Source organism: Novosphingobium mathurense, from assembly GCF_900168325.1.
In the GTDB taxonomy this organism is placed as follows: domain Bacteria; phylum Pseudomonadota; class Alphaproteobacteria; order Sphingomonadales; family Sphingomonadaceae; genus Novosphingobium; species Novosphingobium mathurense.
The window spans coordinates 503,502-527,655 of the sequence record NZ_FVZE01000001.1; the positions used below are offsets into that span (position 1 = coordinate 503,502).

The window sequence follows — 24,154 nt, forward strand, 5'->3', positions numbered from 1 at the left end:
GAAGGCCGGGCTGACTTACTTTTTCTGCTCGGCCTTTTTCTTCTTCATCGCATCGTGGAAGCGGTCGGCCCAGCCGGGTTTGATCAGCTGTTCTCCGCGCACGAGACGAAGCTCGCCCGGCGCGACGTTGCGCGTGACAGCGCTGCCGGCGGCGACGATCGCATCCGCGCCGATCTGTATCGGGGCGACCAGCGCACTGTTCGAGCCGATGAAGGCGCGTTCGCCGATCACCGTCTTGTGCTTGAAGTAGCCGTCGTAGTTGCAGGTGATCGTGCCTGCGCCGATGTTCGCGCCCGCGCCGATCTCGGCATCGCCAAGGTAGCTGAGGTGATTGGCCTTAGCGCCTTCGCCCAGCACTGCCTTCTTGATCTCGACGAAGTTGCCGACCTTGGAACCGGCCTTGAGCACCGCGCCAGGACGCAGGCGGGCATAAGGGCCAATCTCGACACCGCTTTCCAGCGTCGCGCCTTCAAGGTGCGAGAAGGCGCGGACGGTGACATCGTCGGCGATCGTCACGCCCGGGCCGAAGACAACGTTCGGCTCAATCGTAACGTCGCGGCCAAGCTGCGTATCCCAGGCGAAGAAGACCGTTTCCGGTGCGGTCAGCGTCACGCCATCGGCCATGGCCGCCTTGCGACGGCGGGCCTGCCAGCGTGCTTCGGCCTCGGCCAGTTCGCCGCGGCTGTTGATCCCGCCCACTTCGTCCGGATCGTCCGTGGTGATGACCGCACAGGTGCGGCCCTCCAGCGTGGCGACATTGACGATGTCGACGAGGTAGTATTCCCCCTGCGCATTGTCATTGCCCACGCGTGAGAGCAGGTCGAACAGGTCCGCCGACTTCACCGCCATCAGGCCGGAATTGCACAGGCGGCAGGCGCGCTGGTCTTCGGTCGCGTCCTTGTATTCCACCATCATCGCGATGCGGCCGTCGTCGTGGGCCAGCACCCGCCCGTACTGCAGCGGATCTTCCGGTTCGAAGCCGAGCACCACGACCGCAGGGGAATCCTTGGCATGAAGGCGCTCGATCATCGCGCGCATCGTTTCGGTGCGCACGAAGGGCACGTCGCCGTAAAGGATCAGGATGTCGCCATCGAAGCCATCGAGCGCGCCTTGCGCCTGCTGGACCGCATGGCCGGTGCCGAGCTGCGGTTCCTGCACCGCGAAAGTCACCTTGTCGCCCAGCGCCTTTTCAAGCTGCTCCAGCCCGTGTCCGGCGACGACGACCTGCCGCTGCGGCGAGAGTTCGGCCGCGCTGGCCATGAGATGCTCCAGCATTGGCCGGCCGGCGATGGGATGCAGGACCTTGTGCAGGTTGCTCTTCATGCGGGTGCCCTTGCCGGCGGCAAGGACGACGACTGCGAGCGGGGCGAGGGGTGATGAGTCTTCGACCATGGCGGCTCATGTGCCAGCAAAATGTTGCGGTTTCCACATCAAGTCTTAACTGGGGACGCGATGAGCACATTTCCATTCGATATCGTCGGTTTTGACCTCGACGGAACCCTTCTGGACAGTCACGGTGATCTTGCAGCGGCAGTGAACCATGCCATTGCGCACGAAGGCAGGCAGGCAATCCCCGCGTCCGAAGTGCGCGACCTGATCGGCGGCGGCGCGAAAAAGATGCTGGCCCGCGCGCTGGAGGTTACCGGGGAGCCGGTCTCCGACGCCCGTTTCGACGAACTGCACCGCATTCTGCTCGATTTCTATGAAGCCAATATCGCGGTCGAGACGCGCCTGTTTCCGGGCGGCCTGGAAATGCTCGACGGGCTCGCCGCGCGCGGCGTGAAGATCGCCGTGGTGACCAACAAGCTTGAGCGCTTCGCCTTGCGGATCTTTGACGAGCTTGGCCTGTCGGACCGCTTCTTCACTGTCATCGGCGGGGATACCCTCGGGCCGGGCAAGGCCAAGCCCCACCCCGATCTCATCTTCGAGATGCTCGACCGGGCCGGGGTTTCGCGCGAGGAGGCACGCGCGGTCTATGTCGGCGATACGACTTACGATACCGGGGCAGCTGCCGCTGCAGGTCTGCCCTGCGTCGCGGTCAGCTTCGGCTTCTGCGACAAGCCGCCCCGCGAACTGGGCGCCAATGCGGTGATCGACCATTTCGACCAGCTCATTCCCGCGCTCGATTGCCTGGGGACTGCCTCGGTTCGCTGACCGGGATCGGGGGGCAGCCCCCGATCAGGGCTTGGGCGGATCGACGCCTTCCGGCAGGACCAGCACTTCCACGCCCGCGTCCGGCTGCAGGTAGCGATTGGCCGTCGCTTCGACATCGGCGGCGGTGAGCGCCATCAGGCGTTCGCGCGCCTTGACGAAGCGATCGATGCGGTCGCCTTCAGACTGGGCGCGGTCGACCAGTGAGAGCCAGCCGGTGTTGGACTTGAGCGCGTTCTGGAAGGCTTCGTAGAGCGGCTGGCGCGCGCGGGTCAGGATGTCGTCGCCGACCGGGGCCGAGCGCAGCGCGTCGAGCACCTTGTGGATCGCCTTGCGGGTCGCGGCAACGTCCGCCACGTCGACGGAGGCATCGATCGAGAATGTCCCGTAGCCCTTCCACCCGCGCGAGAGATTGCTGCTGGCCGAAGGCGAATAGGTCTTGCCCAATGCCTCGCGAAGTTCGTCGGTCAATTCGATGCGCATGACCCGCTCCAGCAATTCCAGTTCGAGGGTCTGCTGCGGATCGCTGTCGTCGCGGGTCGGGAAGGTCAGCCGCAGCAGCGCCTGGTCGGGCGCGCCGGTGTGGCGCAGGATGCGCGGCTTGCGGTCCGGCGTGAAAGTGCGTGGCGGCTGGTTCGCATAATCGCGGAATGTTGCTTCGCGCGTCGGCAGCGCCCCCAGGGTGCGCGCAACAAGAGCGATGGCCTTGTCCTCGTCGATGTCGCCGACGATGCCCAGTTCGATGGCGCCTTGGGCCAGCCTTCCGCCGATGTCCCGCTTGAGTTCGTCGAAGGTGCGGTGGCGATAGGCATCGACCGGCTGCAGGCTGAAGCGCGGATCGTTGCCCGAGAGGATCGCGCCGAGGTCTGCGCTCAGGGCGGAGGAGGGCGTCGCCCGCAGTTGGGCGAAGTAGTTGTTCACCTGCTGGCGGTACTGCACTGCACCTTCCGGGCGATAACCGGGATCGGTGATGAGCGCGGCGATCAGGTCCAATTGCAGTTCGAGGTCGCGCGGCGTGGTCTGGTAGCGCCCGTCGAAACTGGTATCCGCGCTTGTGAGGCCGAAGCCGACGGTCCGCCCGGCGAAGATCGTATCGAGATCGTCGCGGCTGTGCTTCCCGAGACCGCCTTCGTCGAGGTAGGAGACCATCTCCGTCGCCAGCGGGTCGCTCTTGGTGTCGAGCTTGTCGCCGCCATCGATGCTGATGCTCACGCGCACTTTGTCCTTTTCGATGTCCGTGCGCTTGAGGTTGAGCATTACGCCGTTGGCGAAGCGGATCTCGCGGATGCCCAGTTCGGGCTCGATCCGGTCGTTGACCACATCTCCCGGAGTGCCGAAGTCGGTGTAGCCGAAATCGCTGAGGGCAGCGGTTTCGTTGCGCTCGACCGGCGCCTTCATCGCCTGTTTCCATGTCTCCCGCAGCGCTTCGGCGCCGCCTTCGGGTGCGATCCGGCCTTCGAAGCGCAGAAGGGGCTTCCTGAGCGGGATGGCTTCGCGCTCAAGGGCGGCGAGCACGGCCTCGGGCGTTATCTGCGGTGCGAAAGTCTCGAAGCGTTGCAGCACGGTTTCGGGCGTGGAGGGCACGGTCCGGTCGGTGACCAACGCCAGTGCGGAATCGGCCAGCGTGCGGTTGCTTCGCGTGTCGGCCGAGCCCAGCGCGTCGACCAGCGTGTTGCGGATCGATGCCACCTGCTCGGCCACTTCGGACGCGGCAAATCCGTAGGCGAGGGCGCGGCGATATTCGGCCACGGCGGCCTGCAGTCCCTCGCGCCACTTGCCGTCGACGGTATCGACGATGAGCCGCGTCGAGCGTGCGGTCTCGAAGAGGTCTCCGGTGCCGAAGCCGGCACCGCGAAACGGCGGGGAAGCCTGTCGCGAGAGGCGCTGGAGGCGGCGATTGACGATGTCATAGCCGATCGAGCGCAGCAGGTTCTCCTGGCGCTGCTTCACGCTGTCGGGTTCGTCGAGCCAGTGGCCGTTGCGCAGGGCCGTCACCCGTTCCGAAAGGGCAGGGTCGACGTAGATTTCCGTGCGGCTCTTGTCTTTCGCCCGGATCGGTCCGGCATCGGGCTGCGGCTCGGAAGGTTCGGCCTGCCAGTCTCCGAAATGGCGCTGGATCCCGGCGACCATCGCGTCGATGTCGAAATCGCCCACGACGACGACGGTGACGTGCGCCGGCACGTACTCACGGTGGTAGAAGGCGCGCAGGCTTTCCGACGTGGCGGCATTGAGCGTCTGCGTCGTGCCGATCGGCAGGCGGTTGGCGTAGAGGGAGCCGGGATAGAAGAATTTCAGCCCGTCGACTGCATTGCGCAAGCCGAAGGTGTTGCGGTCGCGCATTTCGGACAGGACGACACCGCGCTCGCGATCTACCGCGCCTTGCGAGATGGTCAGTTCGCTGGCGGTCTGGCGCATGAGCATCAGCGCCGTGTCGAGTAGGGTGGCATCGCTGCGCGGCAGGTCCAGTTTGTAGACCGTGCGGTCGAAGCTGGTCGAGGCATTGGTGTCGGCGCCGAAGGCCAGGCCGTCGCGCTCGAGCAGGGGGATCATCTCGCCTTCGGGCACGCGCTTGCTGCCATTGAAGGCCATGTGCTCCACGAAGTGCGCGTAGCCCTGTTCGCTGTCGCTTTCGTCCAGCGATCCGGCCTCGACCAGCATGCGCACCACCCCGGTGCCGGCGGGCGTCGCGTTGTGTCGGACGATGTAGCGCATGCCGTTGGCGAGGCGCCCGAAGCGGTAGTCCGGATCGAGCGGGATGTCGCTGGCCTCGAAGGCCCAGGAAGTGTCGTCGCGGGGGGGCGTGTTCTCCCGGGCTGCCAGCGGGGCCGGCAGGAGCAGGAGAAGCGCAATCAGGAGTCCTCTCATCGCGCCCAGACCTGCCCCAGCCGCGCGCATATAACAAGGGCCCGGATCGCGATTGCCACCGCGATCCGGGCCCTGAAAGGCTTTATCCGCGCCCTGCTGGAGGCGCGGGGCCGGTTACTTGCCGCGCAGCTTGCGGTGCTTCGACAGGTCGAAGACTTCGCTCGGGCCGTTGTCGTCCTGTAAGAGGCCGAGGCGGCGCGCGACTTCCTGGTAGGCTTCTTCCTCACCGCCGAGGTCGCGGCGGAAGCGGTCCTTGTCCAGCTTTTCGCCGGTGGCCATGTCCCACAGGCGGCAGCCGTCGGGGCTGATCTCGTCGGCGAGGATCACGCGGCTGTAGTCGCCGTCCCAGATGCGTCCGAACTCGAGCTTGAAGTCCACGAGGCGAATGTTGATCGCCGCGAACATGCCGCACATGAAATCGTTCACACGGATGGCCATGGCGGAGATGTCCTGCATCTCTTCGTTGTTGGCCCAGCCGAAGCACGCGATGTGCTCTTCGGCGATCAGCGGATCGCCCAGCGCGTCGTCCTTGTAGTAGTACTCGATCAGCGTGTGGGGCAGCGGCTCGCCCTCGGGAATGCCGAGGCGCTTGGAGATCGAACCGGCAGCCACGTTGCGCACGACGACCTCGATCGGAATGATCTCGACCTGACGCACCAGCTGCTCGCGCATGTTGAGGCGACGGATGAAGTGGTTGGGAACGCCGATGTGGTTGAGGCGCGTGAAGACATACTCGCTGATGCGGTTGTTGATCACGCCCTTGCCCTGGATCGTGCCCTTCTTCTGCGCGTTGAACGCAGTGGCATCGTCCTTGAAGTACTGGATCAGCGTGCCGGGCTCGGGGCCCTCATAAAGGATCTTGGCCTTGCCTTCGTAGATCTGGCGGCGACGGGACATCCGATTCGTCCTTGATACGGTAAAAGTACAAACCCCGGCACGATGGAGTCGCTTTCACGACTGCGCGGGCCGGGGCGTTCGCTTCGCGCATATAGTGCAAGCCCGATCAAAAGCAAACTGCGCGGCTTCACACTTGGTGACAGCTGCGCAAGGAGGCAAGGTCGCAGCCCGGAAGGGAGCCGGAAGCATGAAGACGAACGCCGCCGATGCCGTGCAGGACTGGATCGCGCAAAGCCAGGGCAGGACATACGTTTCCGACTGGCTGACCGTCGACCAGTCGATGATATCCCGGTTTGCCGATGTTACGCAGGACTGGACGTTCCTGCATGTGGACGAAGATGCGGCGCGGGCGGTCGGACTGGAAGGCACCATCGCGCACGGCTTCCTTTCGCTCTCGCTGCTTTCGGTCCTTCGGGAAAGCGCGCGGACGCCCGAGCTTCCGGGGATTGCCAAGGGGTTCAACTACGGCCTCGATGGCGTGCGCTTTCTCGAGCCGGTTTCATCCGGAGCCCGGGTGCGCGGCCATTTCAGCGTTGCGGAGATTGTCGGGACGGGGCCGGGCCGGTATCGCCAGACCCTCAGGGTCAGTGTCGAGATCGAGGGGCGGGAGCGCCCCGCGCTCGTGGCAGACTGGCTGATCATGGCAATGACCTGAGGGAAGGCGTCAGCGACATGGCGATAGCGATCAAGACCCTGACGGGCGCGCAGATTCTCGAGGTCATCGACGATCTGGCCGCATTGCGCATCTCGGTCTTCGCCGAGTGGCCTTATCTCTATGACGGCGATCCCGCCTACGAGGGCGACTACTTGCGCGAATTCGTGGAAGCGCCCGATGGCATACTGGTGGCGGCATGCGATGACGAACGCATCGTCGGGGCGGCGACGGCCTCGCCGATGTGGGCGCAGAAGGCGGAGTTTCGCGATCCCTTCGATGCACGGGGCATCGATTCTTCCCGGCTTTTCTATTTCGGCGAGTCCGTCCTGCTGCCCGAGTATCGCGGGCAGGGCATCGGCCATGCCTTCTTCGACCATCGCGAGGCGCAGGCGAAACGGTGCAAGGCCGTGGCGGCAACGTTTGCGGCGGTCGTTCGCCCGTCCGACCATCCGGACCGACCGGCGGACTATGTTCCGCTGGACGGTTTATGGCGCAAGCGTGGTTATGCGCCGGTGGATGGGCTGGTTACCCGGTTCGCCTGGAAGGACCATCGCGACACCGGGGAAAGCGACAAGGCGATGCAGTATTGGATGCGTGCTTTGGCTGACTAGAGGGCATCGTCCAGCAGCGCGGCGACGAGATGGCGAGCTGCAAGCTCGACTTCGTGCCAGGTTTCCTCAAAACCCTCCGGTCCGCCGAAATAGGGGTCGGCGACGTCGCTGCCTTCCATGCCCGGAACATGATCGAGGAGCATCGACAGCCGCGCGCGTGGATTGCGCGGGGCCAGGCGTTCAAGATCGGTGTAATTCGCCCGGTCGAGCGCGATCACATGGTCGAAGCGCTCGAAGTCCTCGCGGCTGACCTGCCGGGCGCGGTAGTTCGAGATGTCGATGTCGTGACGCAGGGCTTCCGCCTGCGCGCGCGGATCGGGCGGGTTGCCGACGTGCCACGAGCCGGTGCCCGCTGAATCGACGCAAAGCTCCAGTCCGGCCAGTAGTGCTTCATGGCGCAGCGCGGCCTCGGCCAGCGGCGAACGGCAGATATTGCCGAGGCAGACGAAGAGGACGGACGACTGAAAAGGTTCGCGGCTCATTGACCGGCTTCTAGCGGGGTCGGCGGGCGGCGTCATCCTTGCTTGCGGAAAGGCATCGGGCGGACTGCGGGGCCGCCGTCCTGCGGTTCGCAAGGAATTTTAAGGATTGCAATGTAGTGCTCGCTGCGGGGACCGATGTGGAACTGTGGCAAACTGGCTAACCGATGCGTGATTTGATGTCCTTACCGGCACATGTCATCCGCGAGAAGGGTGGCAATGTCCTGCCCCTGGCCGCGGTGGGCATGCTTGTCGCCGCTGCGGTGGTGGGCTCGGGCATAGACCTCAGCCGCGCCTACAAGGTAGAGAACAGACTTCAGTCCGCGTGCGACGCGGGCGTGCTCGCCGGTCGTCGCACGGTTACTACCAACGGCTTCGACGCGGCCTCGCAAAGCGCTGCCAAGGCGTTCTTCACCGCGAACTTCGATGACAGTCGTCAGGAGACGCGTTCGACCGACTTCAAGGTTACGGCGGACGAAAAGGCCAATACGGTGACGGGCACGGCCACGACCGTTCTCGACACCCTGATCATGCGCCTGTTCGGCTACAACGACTTCACGCTGTCGGTCACCTGCGGTTCGTCGATGGGCGTGGGCAATGCCGACATCATGATGGTGCTCGACACGACCGGCTCGATGAACAACTCGCTGTTGTATTCGCAGACCCGCATCATGGCGCTGCGCGATGCGATGAAGAACTTCTACGATACGCTAGCCAATGCGACGTCAGGCACCAACGCGCGCATTCGCTACGGTTTCGTGCCCTATTCCTCGAGCGTCAACGTCGGTCGACTGCTCTATGATGAAGATCCGAGCTATATCGCAGATGCGCGTACCTACCAGTCGCGACAGGCCTATTTCATAGATTATTCAACGGCAACGAAGACATCGGGTACGCCGACCTACAAGAACGAGTCGTCGACCTATTGGGATAAATACAGCAACACCGGCTACAACAGCAGCAATTGCGGTAACCAGGTTCCCGGTAATGACGCCAATTATTCGGACTATGGTTCCGCGACGACAACCATGACTACGTCCGGAAGCGGTTCGAGTTCTGCTGTAATCAAGACGACGACGCAGCCTCAGAGGAAGGCCGCTTATCAGTGCGACAGGCAAGGATGGAACGGTAAGTACTATATCTGGGTATATTATTACACCCGGGATAAGGTGACTTCCGATACATATACGAATTATACGTTGGTGAATTCTCCCGGCGCAAACCGTGATTTCTACACTTGGGAATACAAGCCGGTTTCTTATTCCACGAGTCAGTATAAGGCCTTTTCTCCGGTTACGACTTACACGGGGGAAAATGGCGCAGCTGTTTCCTCTACTTGGGCAGGCTGCATCGAGGAACGAACGACAACTGCCTCTTCGAGCTTCAGCTATTCCTCGTCGAACGGCTACTCGCCTTCGGGCGCAATGGATATCGATATCGATACGGCGCCGACAGCGACGGAATCGACGAAGTGGTCGCCGCTATGGCCGGAAGTGGCGTACAGGCGCTGGAACAGCTCCGGGTATTACACGACCTCGACTTCGGATCGGGGAGGCTCTGCCTCATCCTATTGTCCTGCCAAGGCGCAGTTGCTGACTGAAATGTCGGAAAGCGCGTTCGACAGCTATGCCAACTCGCTTGCGGCGCAAGGCAGCACTTACCTTGACATCGGCATGATCTGGGGCGGACGGATGCTGTCGCCTGACGGCATATTCGGGAACACCGTCAATATCGAACCCAACAATGGCGGCGAGGTTTCGCGCCATATCGTGTTCATGACCGACGGCGTGATGGAGCCCAATTACCTGATCCAGCAGGCCTGGGGCATCGAATATTGGGACCGCAGGGTTACGAGCGATGGCTACACCGACGATACGGCCCGACACACCTCCCGCTTCCTCGCGGTCTGCAACGCGATCAAGGACAAGGGTATCCGCATCTGGGTTGTCGCCTTCACTTCCGGTCTCTCGACCGATCTCAAGACCTGCGCATCGGACAACAGTTCCTTCACTGCGAACAGTTCGGCCGAACTCAACACCGCTTTCCAGGAAATCGCCAAGCAGGTCGGCGAATTGAGGATCACGCAATGATCGCGCGCCGTTCGCCTGTCGCCCTGCTGCGTCGCTGCCGCGATGAGCGCGATGGTGTGACCGCGGTGGAATTCGCCCTGGCGTCGCCGGTTCTGATCATGCTGCTGGTCGGGATCTGGGACATCGGCCACATGGCCTACCTGTCCGCGGTGATGCACGGTGCGGTGCAGCAAGTGGCGCGCAAGGGTACTATCGAGGGCGCGGACACGTCGGCTGACGACGACTACGTGAAAAAGATGGTGTCCGGCGTTGCGCCCGGGGCAAGGGTCACGACAAGCCGCACCAGCTATTACGATTTTGCCGACATCAGCCGTCCGGAATCGTGGAACGATGCCAACGGCAACGGCGTCTGCGACAACTCCGAAACCTATGTCGATGAAAACCGCAACGGCCAGTGGGACGCGGACATCGGGAAGGACGGCAACGGCGGTTCGGGCGACGTCGTGCTATACACGGTGAAGGTCACGTACGAGCCGGTGTTCCCGCTGCCATTCCTCGACAGCATCGACAATACGCGCACGCTTTCGGCGGCTGCGGTCAAGAAGAACCAGCCCTACGCCCTGCAGGAGCGGTACGGCTCATCGGCGAGGACCTGCACATGATGCGCCGCGCCATCAAAGCGGGACGGCTCGCTCGCCTCGGACGGGATCGCCGCGGCGTCTCGATCCTCGAATTCGCGCTGATCCTGCCGATCCTGATCACGCTGGGCTTCTTCGGTACCGAAATGGCCTATATGGCTACGATCAACATGCAGGTTTCGCAGATCGCGACCTCGGTGGCCGACAATGCCTCGCGCCTTGGCCAGACGGACAACAGCTCGGTAACGCCGACGGTGACGGAGGATCAGATCTCCTCGGTCATCAAGGGCGCGCTGGTCGAAGGCAACGCCTTCGATTTCGAGAAAAACGGCCGCATCATCCTCTCCAGCCTGGAGAAGAACAGCTCTACCGGGGGGCAATACATCCACTGGCAGCGCTGCAGCGGGAACCTTGTGAAGAACTCCGCTTACGGCAAGCAGGGGGATTCGGTGACGGCCATGGGGACTTCGGGGCACACTGTCACGGCACCCAGCGGATCGGCGGTGATGTATGCCGAGGTCTATTACCGGTATCAGCCCCTGTTCGGCACGATGTTCACTTCGAACACCCAGTTCCACCAGGAAGCGGCCTACGTGGTCAGGGACGATCGCAACCTGACGCCGGGCGTCACCGGGACCAGCGGCACCAACAGCTGCAGCTAGGCTTCCTGGCCGATCCGCAGCGCTCCGGCAGCGGCGATCAGCAGCGTTGCGGCGGCGAAGGCCATTGTCCAGATCGGCTCGCCCGGGAAGAAGGCCTTCATGATCGAGCCCATGACGGTGGCCACGAGCAACTGCGGCAGCACCACGAAGACGTTGAACAGGCCCATGAAGATGCCCAGCTTCGCCTGCGGCAGGCTGCTGGCCAGGATTGCATACGGCATTGCGAGGATCGAGGCCCAGGCAATGCCGATACCGATTTCGCACAGGACCAGCGTGTCGGGATCGCGCAGCAACATGAAGCCCGCAAACCCGGCAGCGCCAGCCGTCAGACACAGGGCATGGGTGCGCGCCTTGCCGATACGACTTGCGAGCGCCGGCAGGATGAGCAGGGCGGCCAGCGCCGCCACGCCGTTATAGACAGAGAACAGCACGCCGACCCAGTTGCCGGCCTCCTGATAGGCTGCGCTCGCGGGATCGGCAGATCCGAAATGGTACTGGGCGACCACCGGCGTCGTGTTGATCCACATGATGAACAGCGCCGACCAACTGAAGAACTGCACCAGTGCGAGGCGCTTCATGATCGGCGGCATGCCGGAGAAATCGCCGACGATCCCTGCCAGCATGGAAGCGGAGCGACCGGCACGCGCCAGGCGGATCGCGAGGATAATCGCAGCGCCGTAGGCTGCCAACAGGGCGGCGAGCAGGTAGACTTCCTTCTCCAGCCCCCAGGCGCGCACGGCCAGTGCGACGAGCGCACCCGCGGCGATCCAGACGAGGCCGCCGAACGGGCTGCGCGTGGCCAGGGCTGCGGACGATGCCGCGGATTCGGTCTCCTGCGCTTCGGCAAAGGCGATCTGCTCCTCCGGGGAATATTCGCGCGTGCTGAGGACCGTCCACAGCACGGCGGCCAGCAGTGCCGCGCCGCCGGCCCAGAAACTGAAGCGCACGGTGTCGGGGATTCCGCCATCGGGCGCGATATTCGAAACGCCGATGTGATCGAGTACGTAGGGAAACAACGATCCCACGACCGCGCCTGCGCCGATGAAGGCGGTCTGCACTGCATAACCGGCAGTATGCTGGTCCTTGCGCAGCATGTCGCCGACGAAGGCCCGGAAAGGCTCCATCGAGATGTTGAGACTGGCATCGAGCATCCACAGCAGCATCGCCGCCATCAGCAGGCCGCCGCTCTCCGGCATGAGCAGGAGAGCGATGGTCGCAAGGATCGCTCCGGCGAGGAAGTAGGGACGGCGACGACCGAAACGGCCCAGCCAGGTGCGGTCGGACATGTGCCCGACGATCGGCTGGACCAGAAGGCCGGTGAGCGGTGCAGCCACCCACAATGCGGGCAGGTCGTCGATGCTGGAGCCCAGAGACTGGAATACCCGGCTCATGTTCGCGTTCTGGAGGGCGAAGCCGATCTGGATGCCGAAGAAGCCGAAGCTGATGTTCCACAGTCCGGCGAATCCCAGCCGGGGCTTCTCGTTCACGGCAGGCATGTCTCCCTGCACGGGCATCTCCATGGCATCATCCCCAAAGATCAGCGCGGAATGTATCGCCCCGAAGGCGTGTCCGCGTCTCAAGAGCCATCGCGTGGCATGAGGCAGGGCGCTCGGCAACATGCATACGAATGCCTATTGTGCACGGCGTCTATGCACAAGGTGCAGGAAGGACGGAGCTGGAGGCTCACCCGGTCGTGCTCTTGCGCGGAATCAGGCGGGTGCCGATCTGGCTGGGCGGGAGCGGGCCGTCTTCGATCTGGGCCACCAATGTATCGACCAGCAGTTCCCCTGCGCTGCGCAGGTCCTGCATGACCGTGGTCAGTGGAGGATTGGTCATGCTCGCTGCCGGCAGATCGTCGAAGCCCATCACCGCGACATCTTCGGGAACCGAACGGCCCGCTGCTGCCAGAGCCTTCATCGCGCCGACTGCGATGAGATCGCTGGCGGCGAAGACGGCATCGAAGGGCAGGCCGCTTTCGATGACCGAGGCCATGGCCTTGCCGCCCAGCTCCTCGTGGCTGATGACATTGCGCCTGAGCGCAGGGTCAGGCGCGATCCCGGCCCCTTCGAGCGCCAGGCACAGTCCCCGGTAGCGATCGGCGAATTCGGGATAATGCTCGTCCGCCTGTCCGAGAAAGGCGATCTGGCGTCGGCCGAGGCCCAGCAGGTGTTCGCCCGCGAGCTTGCCCGCCCCGATATTGTCGGATCCCACGGTTGCGCCGATGTTGTCTTCGCCCACCGAGCCCCAGCGCACGAAGTGCGTGCCCTGTCCGACAAGTTGCTTCAGCCGGCTTTCGTAGAGGGTGTAGTCGCCATAGCCCAGCAGGATCAGCCCGTCGGCGCGGTGGCTGTCCTGATAACGCACGTGCCAGTCGTCCTCCATCTTCTGGAACGAGATGAGCAGGTCGAGGCCGCGATGGGCGCACTGGCGCGTGATTGAACCGAGCATCGAGAGGAAGAAGGGGTTGATCTTCGAATCGTCTGGGGTCTGCTCCTCGAAGAAAAGCAGGGCGATGGTATTGGAGCGCTGGGTGCGCAGCGAGGATGCGTTCTTGTCGACCGAGTAATTGAGCTCTCGTGCGATTTCCTCGATCCGTGCCCGCGTGGCGGCGCTGACGGACTTGCTGCCCCGAAGCGCGCGGCTGACCGTCGGCTGGGACACCCCGGCGCGATAGGCGATGTCGAAACTCGTCGGTCTGTTGCTCGGCTTGCGACCCATTCCGTCCCTCTCCCTCGCTACGTTGCCAAAATTTTAACCTTGCGGAATTTGCGTAGACCAAGCTTGTGCAATCGAATGCAATTCTGCTTTTCCGGCATGTTGCATTGATGCAACTCAGTGAGCCCATGCCGCACCTTCGCATACGTATGCCATATTATGCGTATCGGAAACGACACTTATGCAAGGGGGATCGAGAGAGTCGCGGTTGCAAACGCCGGGCCTCGTCGAAGCAGTTGCCGGTCGCCATTTTCCGGGTCCCGGCTGGTACGTTTAGGAGAGGACGAGAATGTCGCTTCGCAAAGAGATTTCGGCTGCCCGGACCACGTCCGGCATGGCCATCGCCATCGCGCTTGTTGCCGGCATTCCCGCTGCAGCGCAGGGGCAGGATACCGCCGCTGCCGATGATGCGGACACAGCCAACCAGGTCATTATCGTCACCGGTTTCCGCGCCAGCCTCGAGAATGCCATCAACGAGAAGAAGCAGGCCCAGCAGATCGTTGAGTCTGTCTCGGCCGAAGACATCGGCAAGCTGCCCGATGCCTCGATCGCGGAGTCGATCGCCCGCCTGCCGGGCCTGACCTCGCAGCGCGTTTCCGGCCGTTCGAATGCCATCGCCATTCGCGGCTTTGCGCCCGACTTCTCGACCACGTTGCTCAACGGACGCGAGCAGACCTCGACCGGCGACAACCGCGCTGTCGAGTACGACCAGTATCCCTCCGAGGTGATCAGCCAGGTCAACGTCTACAAGACGCCGATGGCGAGTCTTGTCGGGCAGGGCCTTTCGGGCACGGTCGACATGCGCACGATCCGTCCGCTCGAAGCCGGCAAGCGCGTCGTCTCGTTCGGTGCGCGCGGCTCCTATACCGACCTCGGCAAGCTCAACACCGGTTCCGACGATATGGGTTACCGCGTCAACGGCATGTACGTTGACAAGTTCGCCAACGACACGATCGGCGTGGCGCTGGGCGCCAGCTACACCGACGAACCCTATCAGATCGAGGAATTCAACGCCTGGGGCTATGCCGACACGCCTGACGGCAACAAGGTGATCGGCGGGTCGAAGTCGTACAACACGTCGACCAAGCTCAAGCGCCTTGGCCTCAACGGCACGCTGCAGTGGCGTCCGGATCCGCGCTTCACCTCGACCATCGATGCGTTCTATTCGAACTTCAAGGACGACCAGATCAAGCGCGGCATCGAGCTTCCGCTCTACTGGGGCAATGCCACGCTGAACCCCGGCTATACCGTTGAGGACGGCCTGATTACCTCGGGCAGCTTCGACGACGTCAAGGGCGTGCTGCGCAACGACGTTTTCCAGCGCCACGCCAAGCTCTATTCGTTCGGCTGGAACAACAAGTGGGAAGGCGATGACGGCTGGGATGCCATGTTCGACGCCAGCTACTCCAAGACCGACCGCAACGAGCTTTCGATCGAGAGCTACTCGGGCACGGGTCGCGGCTCGCTCGGCGCCACCGACACCATCGGGTTCAGCAGCAAGTCGAGCGGCACGGGCTTTACCCACGGTCTCGATTACGGCGATTACGACCTGATCCAGTTGACCTCGCCGCAGGGCTGGGGCGGCACCCAGATCGCGCAGGACGGCACCCGCATCCTTGGCGGACAGGACGGTTACTACAACAACCGCATCGTCAAGGACGAACTCTGGCAGTTCCGCGTCGAAGTGCAGAAGCACATCGAGAACGGCTGGCTGGACTCGATCCGCACGGGTCTGAATTACAACAACCGCACCAAGTCTCTGGTGCCCGAGGAGTACTTCCTTGGCCTTGCCGCCAACACCGACGGGTTGACCAGCGTCCCCGTGCCCGAGGCTTACCGTCTCGGCACCACGGACCTGAAGTACCTCGGCCTGGGCCCGGTGATCAGCTACAACCCGATCGACCTGATCAACGATGGCATCTACAACCTCGTCGCGAACCCGTACGGCGACGTCGTGGTCAAGAGCTACTCGATCCGCGAGCGGATCATGACCGGCTACGTACAGGCCAACTTCGATGCGGATATCGGTTCGGCCAACCTGACCGGCAACATCGGCGTCCAGGCCAACTGGACCGACCAGAATTCGAAGGGCGCGACTGCGGTCCTGCTCGGCACCAATCCCAACGGTTCGCCCAACGTCGGTTCGCTCGTGCGAAACGAGAGTACCGACTATCTCGACGTGCTGCCGAGCCTCAACCTTTCGCTGCGCTTCCCGAGCGATTTCGTGGTCCGCTTCGCCGCATCGCGCGAGATCATTCGTCCGCGCCTCGACGACATGCGCGCCTCGCTCAGCACGAGCTACACGATCACCGGCGACGTTGCGCAGGTAACCGGCGAATCCGGCAATCCTGACCTGCGTCCGTGGCGTGCCAATGCCCTCGACCTGACGTTCGAGAAGTACTTCGGCGGCAAGGGCTACATCTCGGCGCAGTTCTACTGGAAAGACCTCAAGAGCTACGTCTACAAGCAGGACATCACGATCCCGACCAGTCTGCTGGCGCTTGCCGATCCGGGCGACGGCGTGTCGCTTTCGCCGACCGCGCAAATCCTGGTTCCGATCAACGGGCAGGGCGGCAAGCTCTACGGCGTGGAAGTGGCAACGACGCTGCCGTTCGACACGTTCGTGCCGGCGCTTGAAGGCTTCGGTGTGACCGGCAGCGTTGCCTATACCAAGACGAAGATCCAGCCCGAACCGGGCGCGCCGTCCAGCGACCTTCCGGGTTATTCGAAGTGGGTCGCCAACGGCACCGCCTACTTCGAGAAGGGCGGCTTCAACCTGCGCGGCTCGGTCCGGTACCGCTCGACATTCATCGGCGAGGTTTCCGGCTTCGCGGCCAACCGCGTGCGGCGCCGCGCGGCATCGGAACTCATCGTCGACGGCCAGATCGGTTATGATTTCCAGGAAGGCAGCGCGCTCGAAGGTCTCTCGCTCTACCTGCAGGGCCAGAACCTGACCGACGAACCCTTCATCACCACCAACCCCGGAGGCGATTCGCGCCAGATCATCGACTACCAGCGCTACGGTCGTCGTTTCCTGGCCGGCTTCTCCTACAAGTTCTGACGAATGCCCCGGCCCGGGCACGATGCCGGGCCGGACCAGACAAATCGGCGCCGGGAATCCCTCCTCCTCCAGCTCTCGGCGCCGGGCGGCGGAACCGCAATTTGGGACACAGTTTTGCGGTTCCGCCGCTCCCTGCACAGGGGATAAGAGGAGGCAGTGCCGGTGGAGCGCGCCGGGCCGAACCAGACGGGAGAGCAACAGGCGTGACCCAGAACCGCTTCAGCATCGTCATCGTCGGAGGCGGAACGGCCAGCTGGATGAGCGCCGCGGCGCTCGCCCGCTTCGCTCCTCCCGGATATGCCGTGACGCTCGTGGAAAGCGAAGCGATCGGCACTGTCGGCGTCGGTGAGGCAACGATCCCGGCAATCCGCCTGTTCAACAAGGCTCTGGGCATCGACGAGGCGCAGTTCCTGCGTGAGACATCGGCTTCCTACAAGCTGGGCATCGCCTTCGACGGCTGGCTGCGCGAAGGGCACAGCTACATGCACGCTTTCGGAACGGTGGGCCGTCACCTCGGCCTGCTGCCCTTCCGCCACTACTGGGCGCGTGCAAGGGCTTCGGGCGTTGCCAGGCCGCTGGCGCACTACGCCGCCAACGAACTGGCCGCGCGCACGGGGCGCATGGCGACCGGAATTTCCGGTCCCGGCATTCCCGAACTGCCCTGGGCCTATCATTTCGACGCCGGTCTCTACGCCGCTTTCCTGCGCCGCCTCGCCGAAGGCATGGGCGTCGTCCGACACGAAGGACGCGTCGCGCGGGTCATCCGGGATGATGCAGGCGATATCGCTGCGGTGGAAACCGACGCCGGGCAGGCGCTTTCAGCCGATTTCTTCATCGATTGTTCGGGCTTCACGGGCCTGCTCATCGAAAAGGAACTGCAGACCGGTTACGAGGACTGGCGCCATTGGCTGCCCTGCGACCGCGCGGTCGCTGCACCTTGCGAGGCGGCGGGACCTTTCACGCCATATACCCGTTCGATTGCCCGCAGCGCCGGTTGGCAGTGGCGCATTCCGCTGCAGCATCGCATCGGCAACGGTCTTGTCTATTGCAGCGAGTACTTGAGCGACGACGCCGCAACCGGGTTGCTGCTGTCGCATCTCGAAGCGCCTGCGCAGGCGGAGCCACGCGCGCTGCGTTTCACGACGGGTCGGCGCGCCAAGGCGTGGAACCGCAACGTCCTGGCCGTCGGCCTGGCGAGCGGGTTCATGGAACCGCTGGAGTCGACCTCGATCCACCTGATCCAGTCCACGATCATGCGGTTCCTGACCGTCTTGCCCTCGGGCCCCGCGAGCCCGGCCATCGTCAATGAGTTCAATCGCCGGACCGCCGAGGAATTCGAGCGTATCCGCGATTTCCTGATCCTGCATTACAGGGCCAATGCCCGCGTTGGCGAACCGTTCTGGGATCGCTGCCGCGACATGGCCGTGCCGGACACGCTGGCCGCCCGCATCGCCGAATTCGAGGAAGCCTGCCAGATCCAACCTGCCGGTGACGAGCTCTTCCAGGAACCGGCCTGGCTGCAGGTCATGGCAGGGCAGGGGATCGAACCGAAAGGCTGGAACCCCATCGCCGATGCCCTGAGCGACGACGATCTCTCAGGCTTTCTCGGCGCCATCGAGCAGGCCTGTATCGAGACAGTACGTCCGATGCCGCGCCACATGGACTTTCTGGCGGCAACTTGCGCCGCGGCTCCGTCCAGATCCCCCGAATTGGAGACACTTCGTTGAGCAGATTGACCGCTTCGCTGGCCGCAATGGCCGTATGCCTGTTCGCACAGCAAGTCCCTGTCGCAGCGGCGGCGGACAGCGATTTCCGTTCGCGCAAGCCCGAGCAGGAAGTGATCTACTTCGTTCTGCCCGATCGGTTCGAGAACGGAGATACGTCGAACGACAAGGGCGGGTTGAAGGGCGACAAGTTCTCGACCGGTTTCGATCCGGCGGACAAGGCGTTCTACCATGGCGGTGACCTCAAGGGGTTGATGCAGCGCCTCGACTATATCCAGCGCCTTGGCGCGACTGCGATCTGGGTCGGCCCGATCTTCAAGAACAAGCCGGTGCAGGGACCGGAAGGGAACAAGAGCGCCGGCTATCACGGCTACTGGATAACCGACTTCACGCAGGTCGATCCGCACTTCGGCACCAATGCCGATTTCAAGGCCCTCGTCGATGCGGCCCATGCGCGCGGGATGAAGGTCTACATGGACATCATCGCCAACCACACCGCCGACGTCATCCAGTACCGAGAAGGCGAGGAGGGCAACTATGCCTATCGCAGCAAGGCGGACTATCCCTATTCGACCCATGGTGACGCCCGGGGCAAGGCGATCAATCCGGGCTTTGCCGGTGACGAGGTGGCGACGCCGGAGAACTGGGCGAAGCTGACCGATCCGTCCTTTGCCTACACGCCTTTCGTGCCCAAGGCCGAGAAAAGCGTGAAGGTTCCCGGCTGGCTCAACGATCCGATCTACTACCACAATCGCGGCGATACGAACTGGAAGGGCGAATCCGCGCAGTTCGGTGACTTCGTCGGGCTCGACGATCTCGCGACCGAGAACCCGCGCGTGGTCGAGGGCATGATCGCGATCTACGGAGCCTGGATCGACCGTTTTGGCATCGACGGTTTCCGCATCGACACGGCCAAGCACGTCAATCCGGAATTCTGGCGCGATTTCGTCCCCGCCATGCTCACTCGCGCGAAGCAGAAGGGCATCCCCAATTTCCATATCTTCGGCGAAGTGGCGACCGGGGACTACGATCCCGCTCTGCTCGCAAGCTGGACACGCAATGCCGGGCTGCCTGCGGTGCTGGACTTCGCCTTCATGCACGCGGTGATCGATGCGGTGGACGGGAAGGCCGGGACGCAGGAACTGGCGCGGCTGGACGAGGACGATGCGCTTTACGAAGCGGGCAAGCGGGCGGCTCTGCAACTGCCCACGTTCCTGGGCAATCACGATGCCGGGCGGTTTGCGTACTTCATCAAGCAGGCCAATCCCGGGATTTCGCCGGAGGAACTCCTGGCGCGCGTCGAACTTGGCCATGCCATGCTGCTGACGCTGCGCGGCGTTCCGACGATCTACTATGGCGACGAGCAGGGGTTCGTGGGCGAGGGCGGCGACCAGCTGTCACGGCAGGACATGTTCCCCTCGCGCACCGCGATCTACAATGCGGACGGCCTCGTGGGCACCGACAGCACGAGCGCTGCCTCGAACTTCGACGAGAGCCATCCGCTCTACAGGTTCATCGCGCAGCTTTCGGCGCTGCGGGTGAGGACGCCTGCCTTGACCTCCGGCACCACCAGGCTGCGCGCCACAACCGAGAACCCCGGCCTCTTTGCCGTGTCGCGCTTCGATCCCGATAGCGGGAGGGAAGTCCTGCTGGTCTTCAATACCTCTACCGAGGCGGTGACCGCGCAAGTCTCCGTCGAGGCGAAGTCGCTGAAGTTCACAACTTTGGCCGGGGCGGGATGCCCGTCGGCGGCCACGGCGCCGGGCAGCGCCGCTGTTTCCCTACCATCGCTGGGTTTTGCCGTCTGCGCAGCTGACGATTGAGCCCTGACCCTTGTGCAACTCTTCCTCCCCCCAGGACACCGATGACAAACGATATCATTCCATCCGCCCCCGCTGCGATCGGCCAGGCGGAGTGGTGGCGCGGTGCTGCCATCTATCAGATCTATCCGCGCAGCTTCGTCGATTCCAACGGCGATGGCGTGGGAGACCTGCCGGGGATCACCTCGCGGCTCGACTATGTGGCTTCGCTTGGCGTCGAGGCGATCTGGGTTTCGCCGTTCTACGCCTCGCCGATGGCCGACTTCGGCTACGACATTTCGGACTATCGCGCGGTGGACCCGATCTTCGGCACGCTGGCCGATTTCGACGACCTCGTCGCCCGCGCGTCCGAGCTTGGGCTGAAGGTCATCGTCGACCAGGTCTATGCCCATACCTCGGACAAGCACGCGTGGTTCGAACAGAGCCGGGCGAGCCGGGACAATCCCTTTGCCGACTGGTATGTGTGGGCGGATCCCAAGCCCGACGGCTCACCGCCCAACAACTGGCAATCGGTCTTCGGCGGTCCCTCGTGGTGCTGGGACGCGCGTCGCTGCCAGTATTACTTACACAATTTCCTGCCGCAGCAACCGCAGCTCAACGTCCACAATCACAAGGTGCAGGACGCGCTGCTCGATGTCGCGCGGTTCTGGCTCGACCGCGGTGTTTGCGGCTTTCGCATCGATGCGCTCAACTTCACGATGCATGATCCCCTGCTGCGCGACAACCCGCCCGCGCCCGAGGAGGGCAAGCTACGCACCCGTTCGTTCGACTACCAGCTGCAGACCTACAACCAGTCTCATGCCGACATCCCGCAGTTCATCGAGAAGCTGCAGGCGCTGATCGCCAGCTATCCCGGCACGTTCTCGCTCGCCGAAGTCGGCGGTCGCAACGCCGTGCGCGAGATGCAGGAATTCACGCGGGGCACGAATCGTCTCGACAGCGCCTACGGGTTCGATTTCCTCTACGCCGACGCGCTCTCGCCCGCGCTCGTCAAAAGCGCCCTCGAAAGCTGGTCCGAGGAACAGGGCGCCGGCTGGCCGAGCTGGGCCTTCGAAAACCACGATGCCCCGCGCGCCCTTTCACGCTGGTGCAAGCCGGAGGATCGAGCGCCGTTCGCGCGGATGAAGGCGATGCTGCTGGCTTCGCTGCGCGGCAATCCGATCGTCTATCAGGGCGAGGAACTCGGCCTGCTGCAGGTCGATGTGCCTTTTGAAATGCTGCAGGATCCCGAAGCCATCGCCAACTGGCCGCTGACCCTTTCACGCGATGGCGTGCGTACGCCGATGCCGTGGCGGGGTAATGATGCCGCTGGCGGTTTTTCCAGCGCGGAGCCTTGGCTTCCCGTGGGCGAAGAGAACCTGGAGCGCGCGCTGGACCGGCAACAGGACGATCCGCACTCGCTGCTCAACCTGACCCGCCACCTGATCGGCGTGCGGCGAAGCAATGCGCCCTTGCGGCGCGGCGCCTGCGAGGTCTTGCTGGCCGACGAAACGCGCCTTGTGCTGCGCCGCGAGTGCGAAGGCCAGAGCGTGTTGGCGCTGTTCAACATGAGTTCCAAGCCCGCCCGTTGGCCGATCGATATCCCGACGCAGACTGCGGTGCTTGCCGCCGTCAATGGAGCGGAGGCCGGCAGCTTGCCCGCCTGGGGCGCGCTCTGGATCAACTGAGGAAAACCAAGCATGAAACCGACACGTATTCTCGCTGCGGCGGGGCTTTGTCTCGCCGCGCTTTGTGCAAACCCTGGCTGGGCGCAGGATGTTCGGCCGAGCGTCACTGCGGCTTCGCCGGATGGCTCGCTGGTGCTCTCGGTCACGACTGACAACGATGCGCGCCCGACATGGTCGCTCTCGCGCAAGGGCAAGCTGCTGATCGCGCCGAGCAAGCTGGGGTTCCTCCTGACCGACGGCCTGAACATGGTGCGCGGCTTTTCCATCGCCGGCAGCGAGAAGGCCGCGGCCGACGATACCTGGGAGCAGCCCTGGGGCGAGCGCCGCTTCGTGAGCGATCACTACAACGAGGTCGTGGTGCGCTTCCAGCAGTCGCAGGTGCAGGGCGCGCGGCGCATGAACGTGCGCTTCCGGCTTTTCGATAACGGCATCGGTTTCCGCTACGAACTGCCCGAACAGCCTGCGCTCAAGACGATGCGCATTGCCGAGGAAACGACCGAGTTCGACATCGTCCCAGAGGGTAAGGCCTGGTGGATACCGGGCGGCGAATGGAACCGTTACGAGCAGGTCTATCGGGAGACGCCGATTGACGCGGTTTCCACCGCGCATACCCCGATCACCATGCGGCTGGAGGACGGCACGCACCTGTCGTTCCACGAAGCGGCGCTGGTCGACTATGCCGGTTACTGGTTCAAGCGCGCAAGCGGCCAGCTTTTCCGCACCGAGCTGGCGCCCGGATCGGACAGCGCGAAAGTCGTGCGCGACCTGCCTTTCGCAACGCCCTGGCGCACAGTCCGCATTGCCAACGATGCTGCCGGGCTGGTTGAAAACGACCTCGAACTCAACCTCAACGAGCCCAACAAGCTGGGCGATGTCAGCTGGTTCAAGCCGGCTCGCTACATCGGCATCTGGTGGGGCATGATCCGCGGCGACTGGACCTGGGCGGAAGGTCCGCGCCACGGCGCCACGACGAAACGGGCGAAGCAGTACATCGACTATGCTGCGCAGCACGGCTTTCGCGGCGTGCTCGTCGAAGGCTGGAACATGGGCTGGAACGGCGACTGGTTCGGCCATGGCGACGCGTTCAGCTTTACCCAGCCCACGCCCGATTTCGATCTCAAGGGGCTGACCGCCTATGCCGCGAAGAAAGGCGTGCATCTGATCGGCCATCACGAGACCGGCGGCAACATCGCCAATTACGAGCCGCAGCTCGACGATGCCATGGCTCTTTATGGCAAGCTGGGCGTCGACGTGGTCAAGACCGGCTACGTCGCCGATGCCGGCGGGATCATCGCCCCCGGAGACAAGCCCGGCGAGACGAAGATGGTCTGGCACGACGGCCAGCGCATGGTGAACCACTATCTCGATGTTGTGAAAGATGCGGCCCGGCATCACATCGCGGTCAATACGCATGAACCGGTCAAGGATACCGGCCTGCGCCGGACATATCCCAACTGGGTTTCTCGCGAGGGCGCGCGCGGCATGGAGTACAATGCCTGGAACGCGTTCGCCAACGGGCCGGACCATGAGCCGACGCTCGTCTATACGCGCATGCTCTCCGGCCCGATGGACTACACCCCCGGCGTGCTGAGCCTGGAAGGCGCGCAGCATACCCCCTTGGCCTCGACGCTGGCCAAGCAGCTCGGGCTCTATCTTGCACTCTATTCGCCGATCCAGATGGCGGCCGATTTCGTCGAGAACCTGAAGGCGCATCCGCGCGAGATGGAATTCATCGAGCATGTCCCGACCGACTGGGCCGAAAGCCACCTGATCGCAGGCGAGGTGGGCGACTATGCGATCTTCGCCCGCAAGGACCGCAATGGCCCGGAATGGTTCGTGGGCGGGGTGAACGATGCCACGGCGCGAACGGTGACGCTCAATTTCGATTTCCTCGATGAAGGCAAGACCTACGAGGCGAAGATCTGGAAGGACGGCGAGGGCGCGACCTACCTCACCGAGGCCCGCCACCGCATCGCCTACGACACCAGGATGGTGCGCAAGGGCGACAAGATCGACATCTGGCTTGCCCCGGGCGGCGGCGCGGCAATGCGCCTCATCCCGCAGGACTGACGAGACTGCGATAGCGAGAAAAGCACCAACGGGGACGCAAGGCGCCGCCTTGCGTCCCCGCAATGCGCGGCGGCCGCAAAAGTTCCTGGTGTTCGGATCGGAAGATCGA

At 63.7% G+C, this 24,154-nt stretch carries 17 protein-coding genes; 11 read left to right on the forward strand and 6 right to left on the reverse strand.

All coding sequences use genetic code 11. The annotated features are described in order from the left end of the window. Window positions 1–15: 15 nt before the first annotated feature. Window positions 16–1,392, reverse strand: coding sequence for a bifunctional UDP-N-acetylglucosamine diphosphorylase/glucosamine-1-phosphate N-acetyltransferase GlmU (glmU, locus tag B5483_RS02515; protein WP_079729372.1), 1,377 nt, complete (start codon window positions 1,390–1,392; stop codon window positions 16–18). Between the two features lie 60 nt (window positions 1,393–1,452). Here glmU and B5483_RS02520 point away from each other — a divergent pair, with 60 nt between their 5' ends. Continuing rightward, window positions 1,453–2,154 (forward strand): HAD-IA family hydrolase, encoded by a 702-nt coding sequence (locus B5483_RS02520; RefSeq protein WP_079729373.1) that lies wholly within the window; start codon window positions 1,453–1,455, stop codon window positions 2,152–2,154. Between the two features lie 24 nt (window positions 2,155–2,178). Here B5483_RS02520 and B5483_RS02525 read toward each other — a convergent pair whose 3' ends face one another. Both B5483_RS02525 and purC read right to left on the reverse strand, forming a co-directional pair. Further along, window positions 2,179–5,016 (reverse strand): M16 family metallopeptidase, encoded by a 2,838-nt coding sequence (locus B5483_RS02525; protein ID WP_079729374.1) that lies wholly within the window; start codon window positions 5,014–5,016, stop codon window positions 2,179–2,181. 114 nt (window positions 5,017–5,130) lie between these two features. Further along, window positions 5,131–5,913, reverse strand: coding sequence for a phosphoribosylaminoimidazolesuccinocarboxamide synthase (gene purC / locus B5483_RS02530; protein WP_007011290.1), 783 nt, complete (start codon window positions 5,911–5,913; stop codon window positions 5,131–5,133). 187 nt (window positions 5,914–6,100) lie between these two features. Here purC and B5483_RS02535 point away from each other — a divergent pair, with 187 nt between their 5' ends. Beyond that, window positions 6,101–6,568, forward strand: coding sequence for a MaoC/PaaZ C-terminal domain-containing protein (locus B5483_RS02535; protein WP_079729375.1), 468 nt, complete (start codon window positions 6,101–6,103; stop codon window positions 6,566–6,568). A gap of 17 nt (window positions 6,569–6,585) precedes the next feature. Continuing rightward, window positions 6,586–7,179 carry a GNAT family N-acetyltransferase gene (locus tag B5483_RS02540; protein WP_079729376.1) on the forward strand — a complete coding sequence of 198 codons (594 nt, stop codon included), beginning with the start codon at window positions 6,586–6,588 and terminating at the stop codon, window positions 7,177–7,179. Here the strand turns inward: B5483_RS02540 and B5483_RS02545 are convergent. After that, window positions 7,176–7,661: a low molecular weight protein-tyrosine-phosphatase gene (locus tag B5483_RS02545; protein ID WP_079729377.1), complete on the reverse strand. Its 486-nt coding sequence runs from the start codon at window positions 7,659–7,661 to the stop codon at window positions 7,176–7,178. The genes B5483_RS02540 and B5483_RS02545 overlap by 4 nt on opposite strands. Before the next feature lie 176 nt (window positions 7,662–7,837). Here B5483_RS02545 and B5483_RS02550 point away from each other — a divergent pair, with 176 nt between their 5' ends. The 3 genes from B5483_RS02550 to B5483_RS02560 are packed head-to-tail and all read left to right on the forward strand — an operon-like array spanning window position 7,838 to window position 10,988. Continuing rightward, window positions 7,838–9,748 carry a TadE/TadG family type IV pilus assembly protein gene (locus B5483_RS02550; RefSeq protein ID WP_245828797.1) on the forward strand — a complete coding sequence of 637 codons (1,911 nt, stop codon included), beginning with the start codon at window positions 7,838–7,840 and terminating at the stop codon, window positions 9,746–9,748. Continuing rightward, the gene (locus B5483_RS02555) at window positions 9,745–10,350 is read left to right on the forward strand and encodes a TadE/TadG family type IV pilus assembly protein (RefSeq protein ID WP_079729379.1); all 606 of its coding nucleotides are present in this window, start codon (window positions 9,745–9,747) and stop codon (window positions 10,348–10,350) included. Before B5483_RS02550 ends, B5483_RS02555 begins: the two co-directional genes overlap by 4 nt. After that, a complete protein-coding gene (locus tag B5483_RS02560) occupies window positions 10,347–10,988 on the forward strand; it encodes a TadE/TadG family type IV pilus assembly protein (RefSeq protein ID WP_054947449.1) in 642 nt (213 codons plus the stop codon). The genes B5483_RS02555 and B5483_RS02560 overlap by 4 nt, the downstream gene beginning before the upstream one ends. Here B5483_RS02560 and B5483_RS02565 read toward each other — a convergent pair. Together B5483_RS02565 and B5483_RS02570 are read right to left on the reverse strand one after the other, a co-directional pair. Then, complete coding sequence (locus B5483_RS02565) at window positions 10,985–12,484, reverse strand: MFS transporter (RefSeq protein ID WP_079729847.1); 1,500 nt, start codon at window positions 12,482–12,484, stop codon at window positions 10,985–10,987. The genes B5483_RS02560 and B5483_RS02565 overlap by 4 nt on opposite strands. 187 nt (window positions 12,485–12,671) lie before the next feature. Next, window positions 12,672–13,706, reverse strand: a complete 1,035-nt coding sequence (locus B5483_RS02570) for a LacI family DNA-binding transcriptional regulator (RefSeq protein WP_079729380.1) — start codon at window positions 13,704–13,706, stop codon at window positions 12,672–12,674. 331 nt (window positions 13,707–14,037) lie between these two features. Here B5483_RS02570 and B5483_RS02575 point away from each other — a divergent pair, with 331 nt between their 5' ends. The 5 genes from B5483_RS02575 to B5483_RS02595 all read left to right on the forward strand — a co-directional run bounded on the left by B5483_RS02575 (window position 14,038) and on the right by B5483_RS02595 (window position 24,045). Continuing rightward, the gene (locus B5483_RS02575; protein WP_079729848.1) at window positions 14,038–16,764 is read left to right on the forward strand and encodes a TonB-dependent receptor; all 2,727 of its coding nucleotides are present in this window, start codon (window positions 14,038–14,040) and stop codon (window positions 16,762–16,764) included. Window positions 16,765–16,967: 203 nt separating this feature from the next. Continuing rightward, complete coding sequence (locus B5483_RS02580; protein ID WP_079729381.1) at window positions 16,968–18,491, forward strand: tryptophan halogenase family protein; 1,524 nt, start codon at window positions 16,968–16,970, stop codon at window positions 18,489–18,491. Window positions 18,492–18,517: 26 nt separating this feature from the next. Beyond that, the gene (locus B5483_RS02585) at window positions 18,518–20,311 is read left to right on the forward strand and encodes an alpha-amylase family glycosyl hydrolase (protein WP_079729382.1); all 1,794 of its coding nucleotides are present in this window, start codon (window positions 18,518–18,520) and stop codon (window positions 20,309–20,311) included. Window positions 20,312–20,352: 41 nt separating this feature from the next. After that, window positions 20,353–21,975, forward strand: coding sequence for an alpha-amylase family glycosyl hydrolase (locus B5483_RS02590; protein WP_079729383.1), 1,623 nt, complete (start codon window positions 20,353–20,355; stop codon window positions 21,973–21,975). Between the two features lie 12 nt (window positions 21,976–21,987). Beyond that, entirely contained in the window at window positions 21,988–24,045 is a 2,058-nt protein-coding gene (locus tag B5483_RS02595) for a glycoside hydrolase family 97 protein (RefSeq protein ID WP_079729384.1), read from the forward strand. Window positions 24,046–24,154 lie beyond the last annotated feature (109 nt).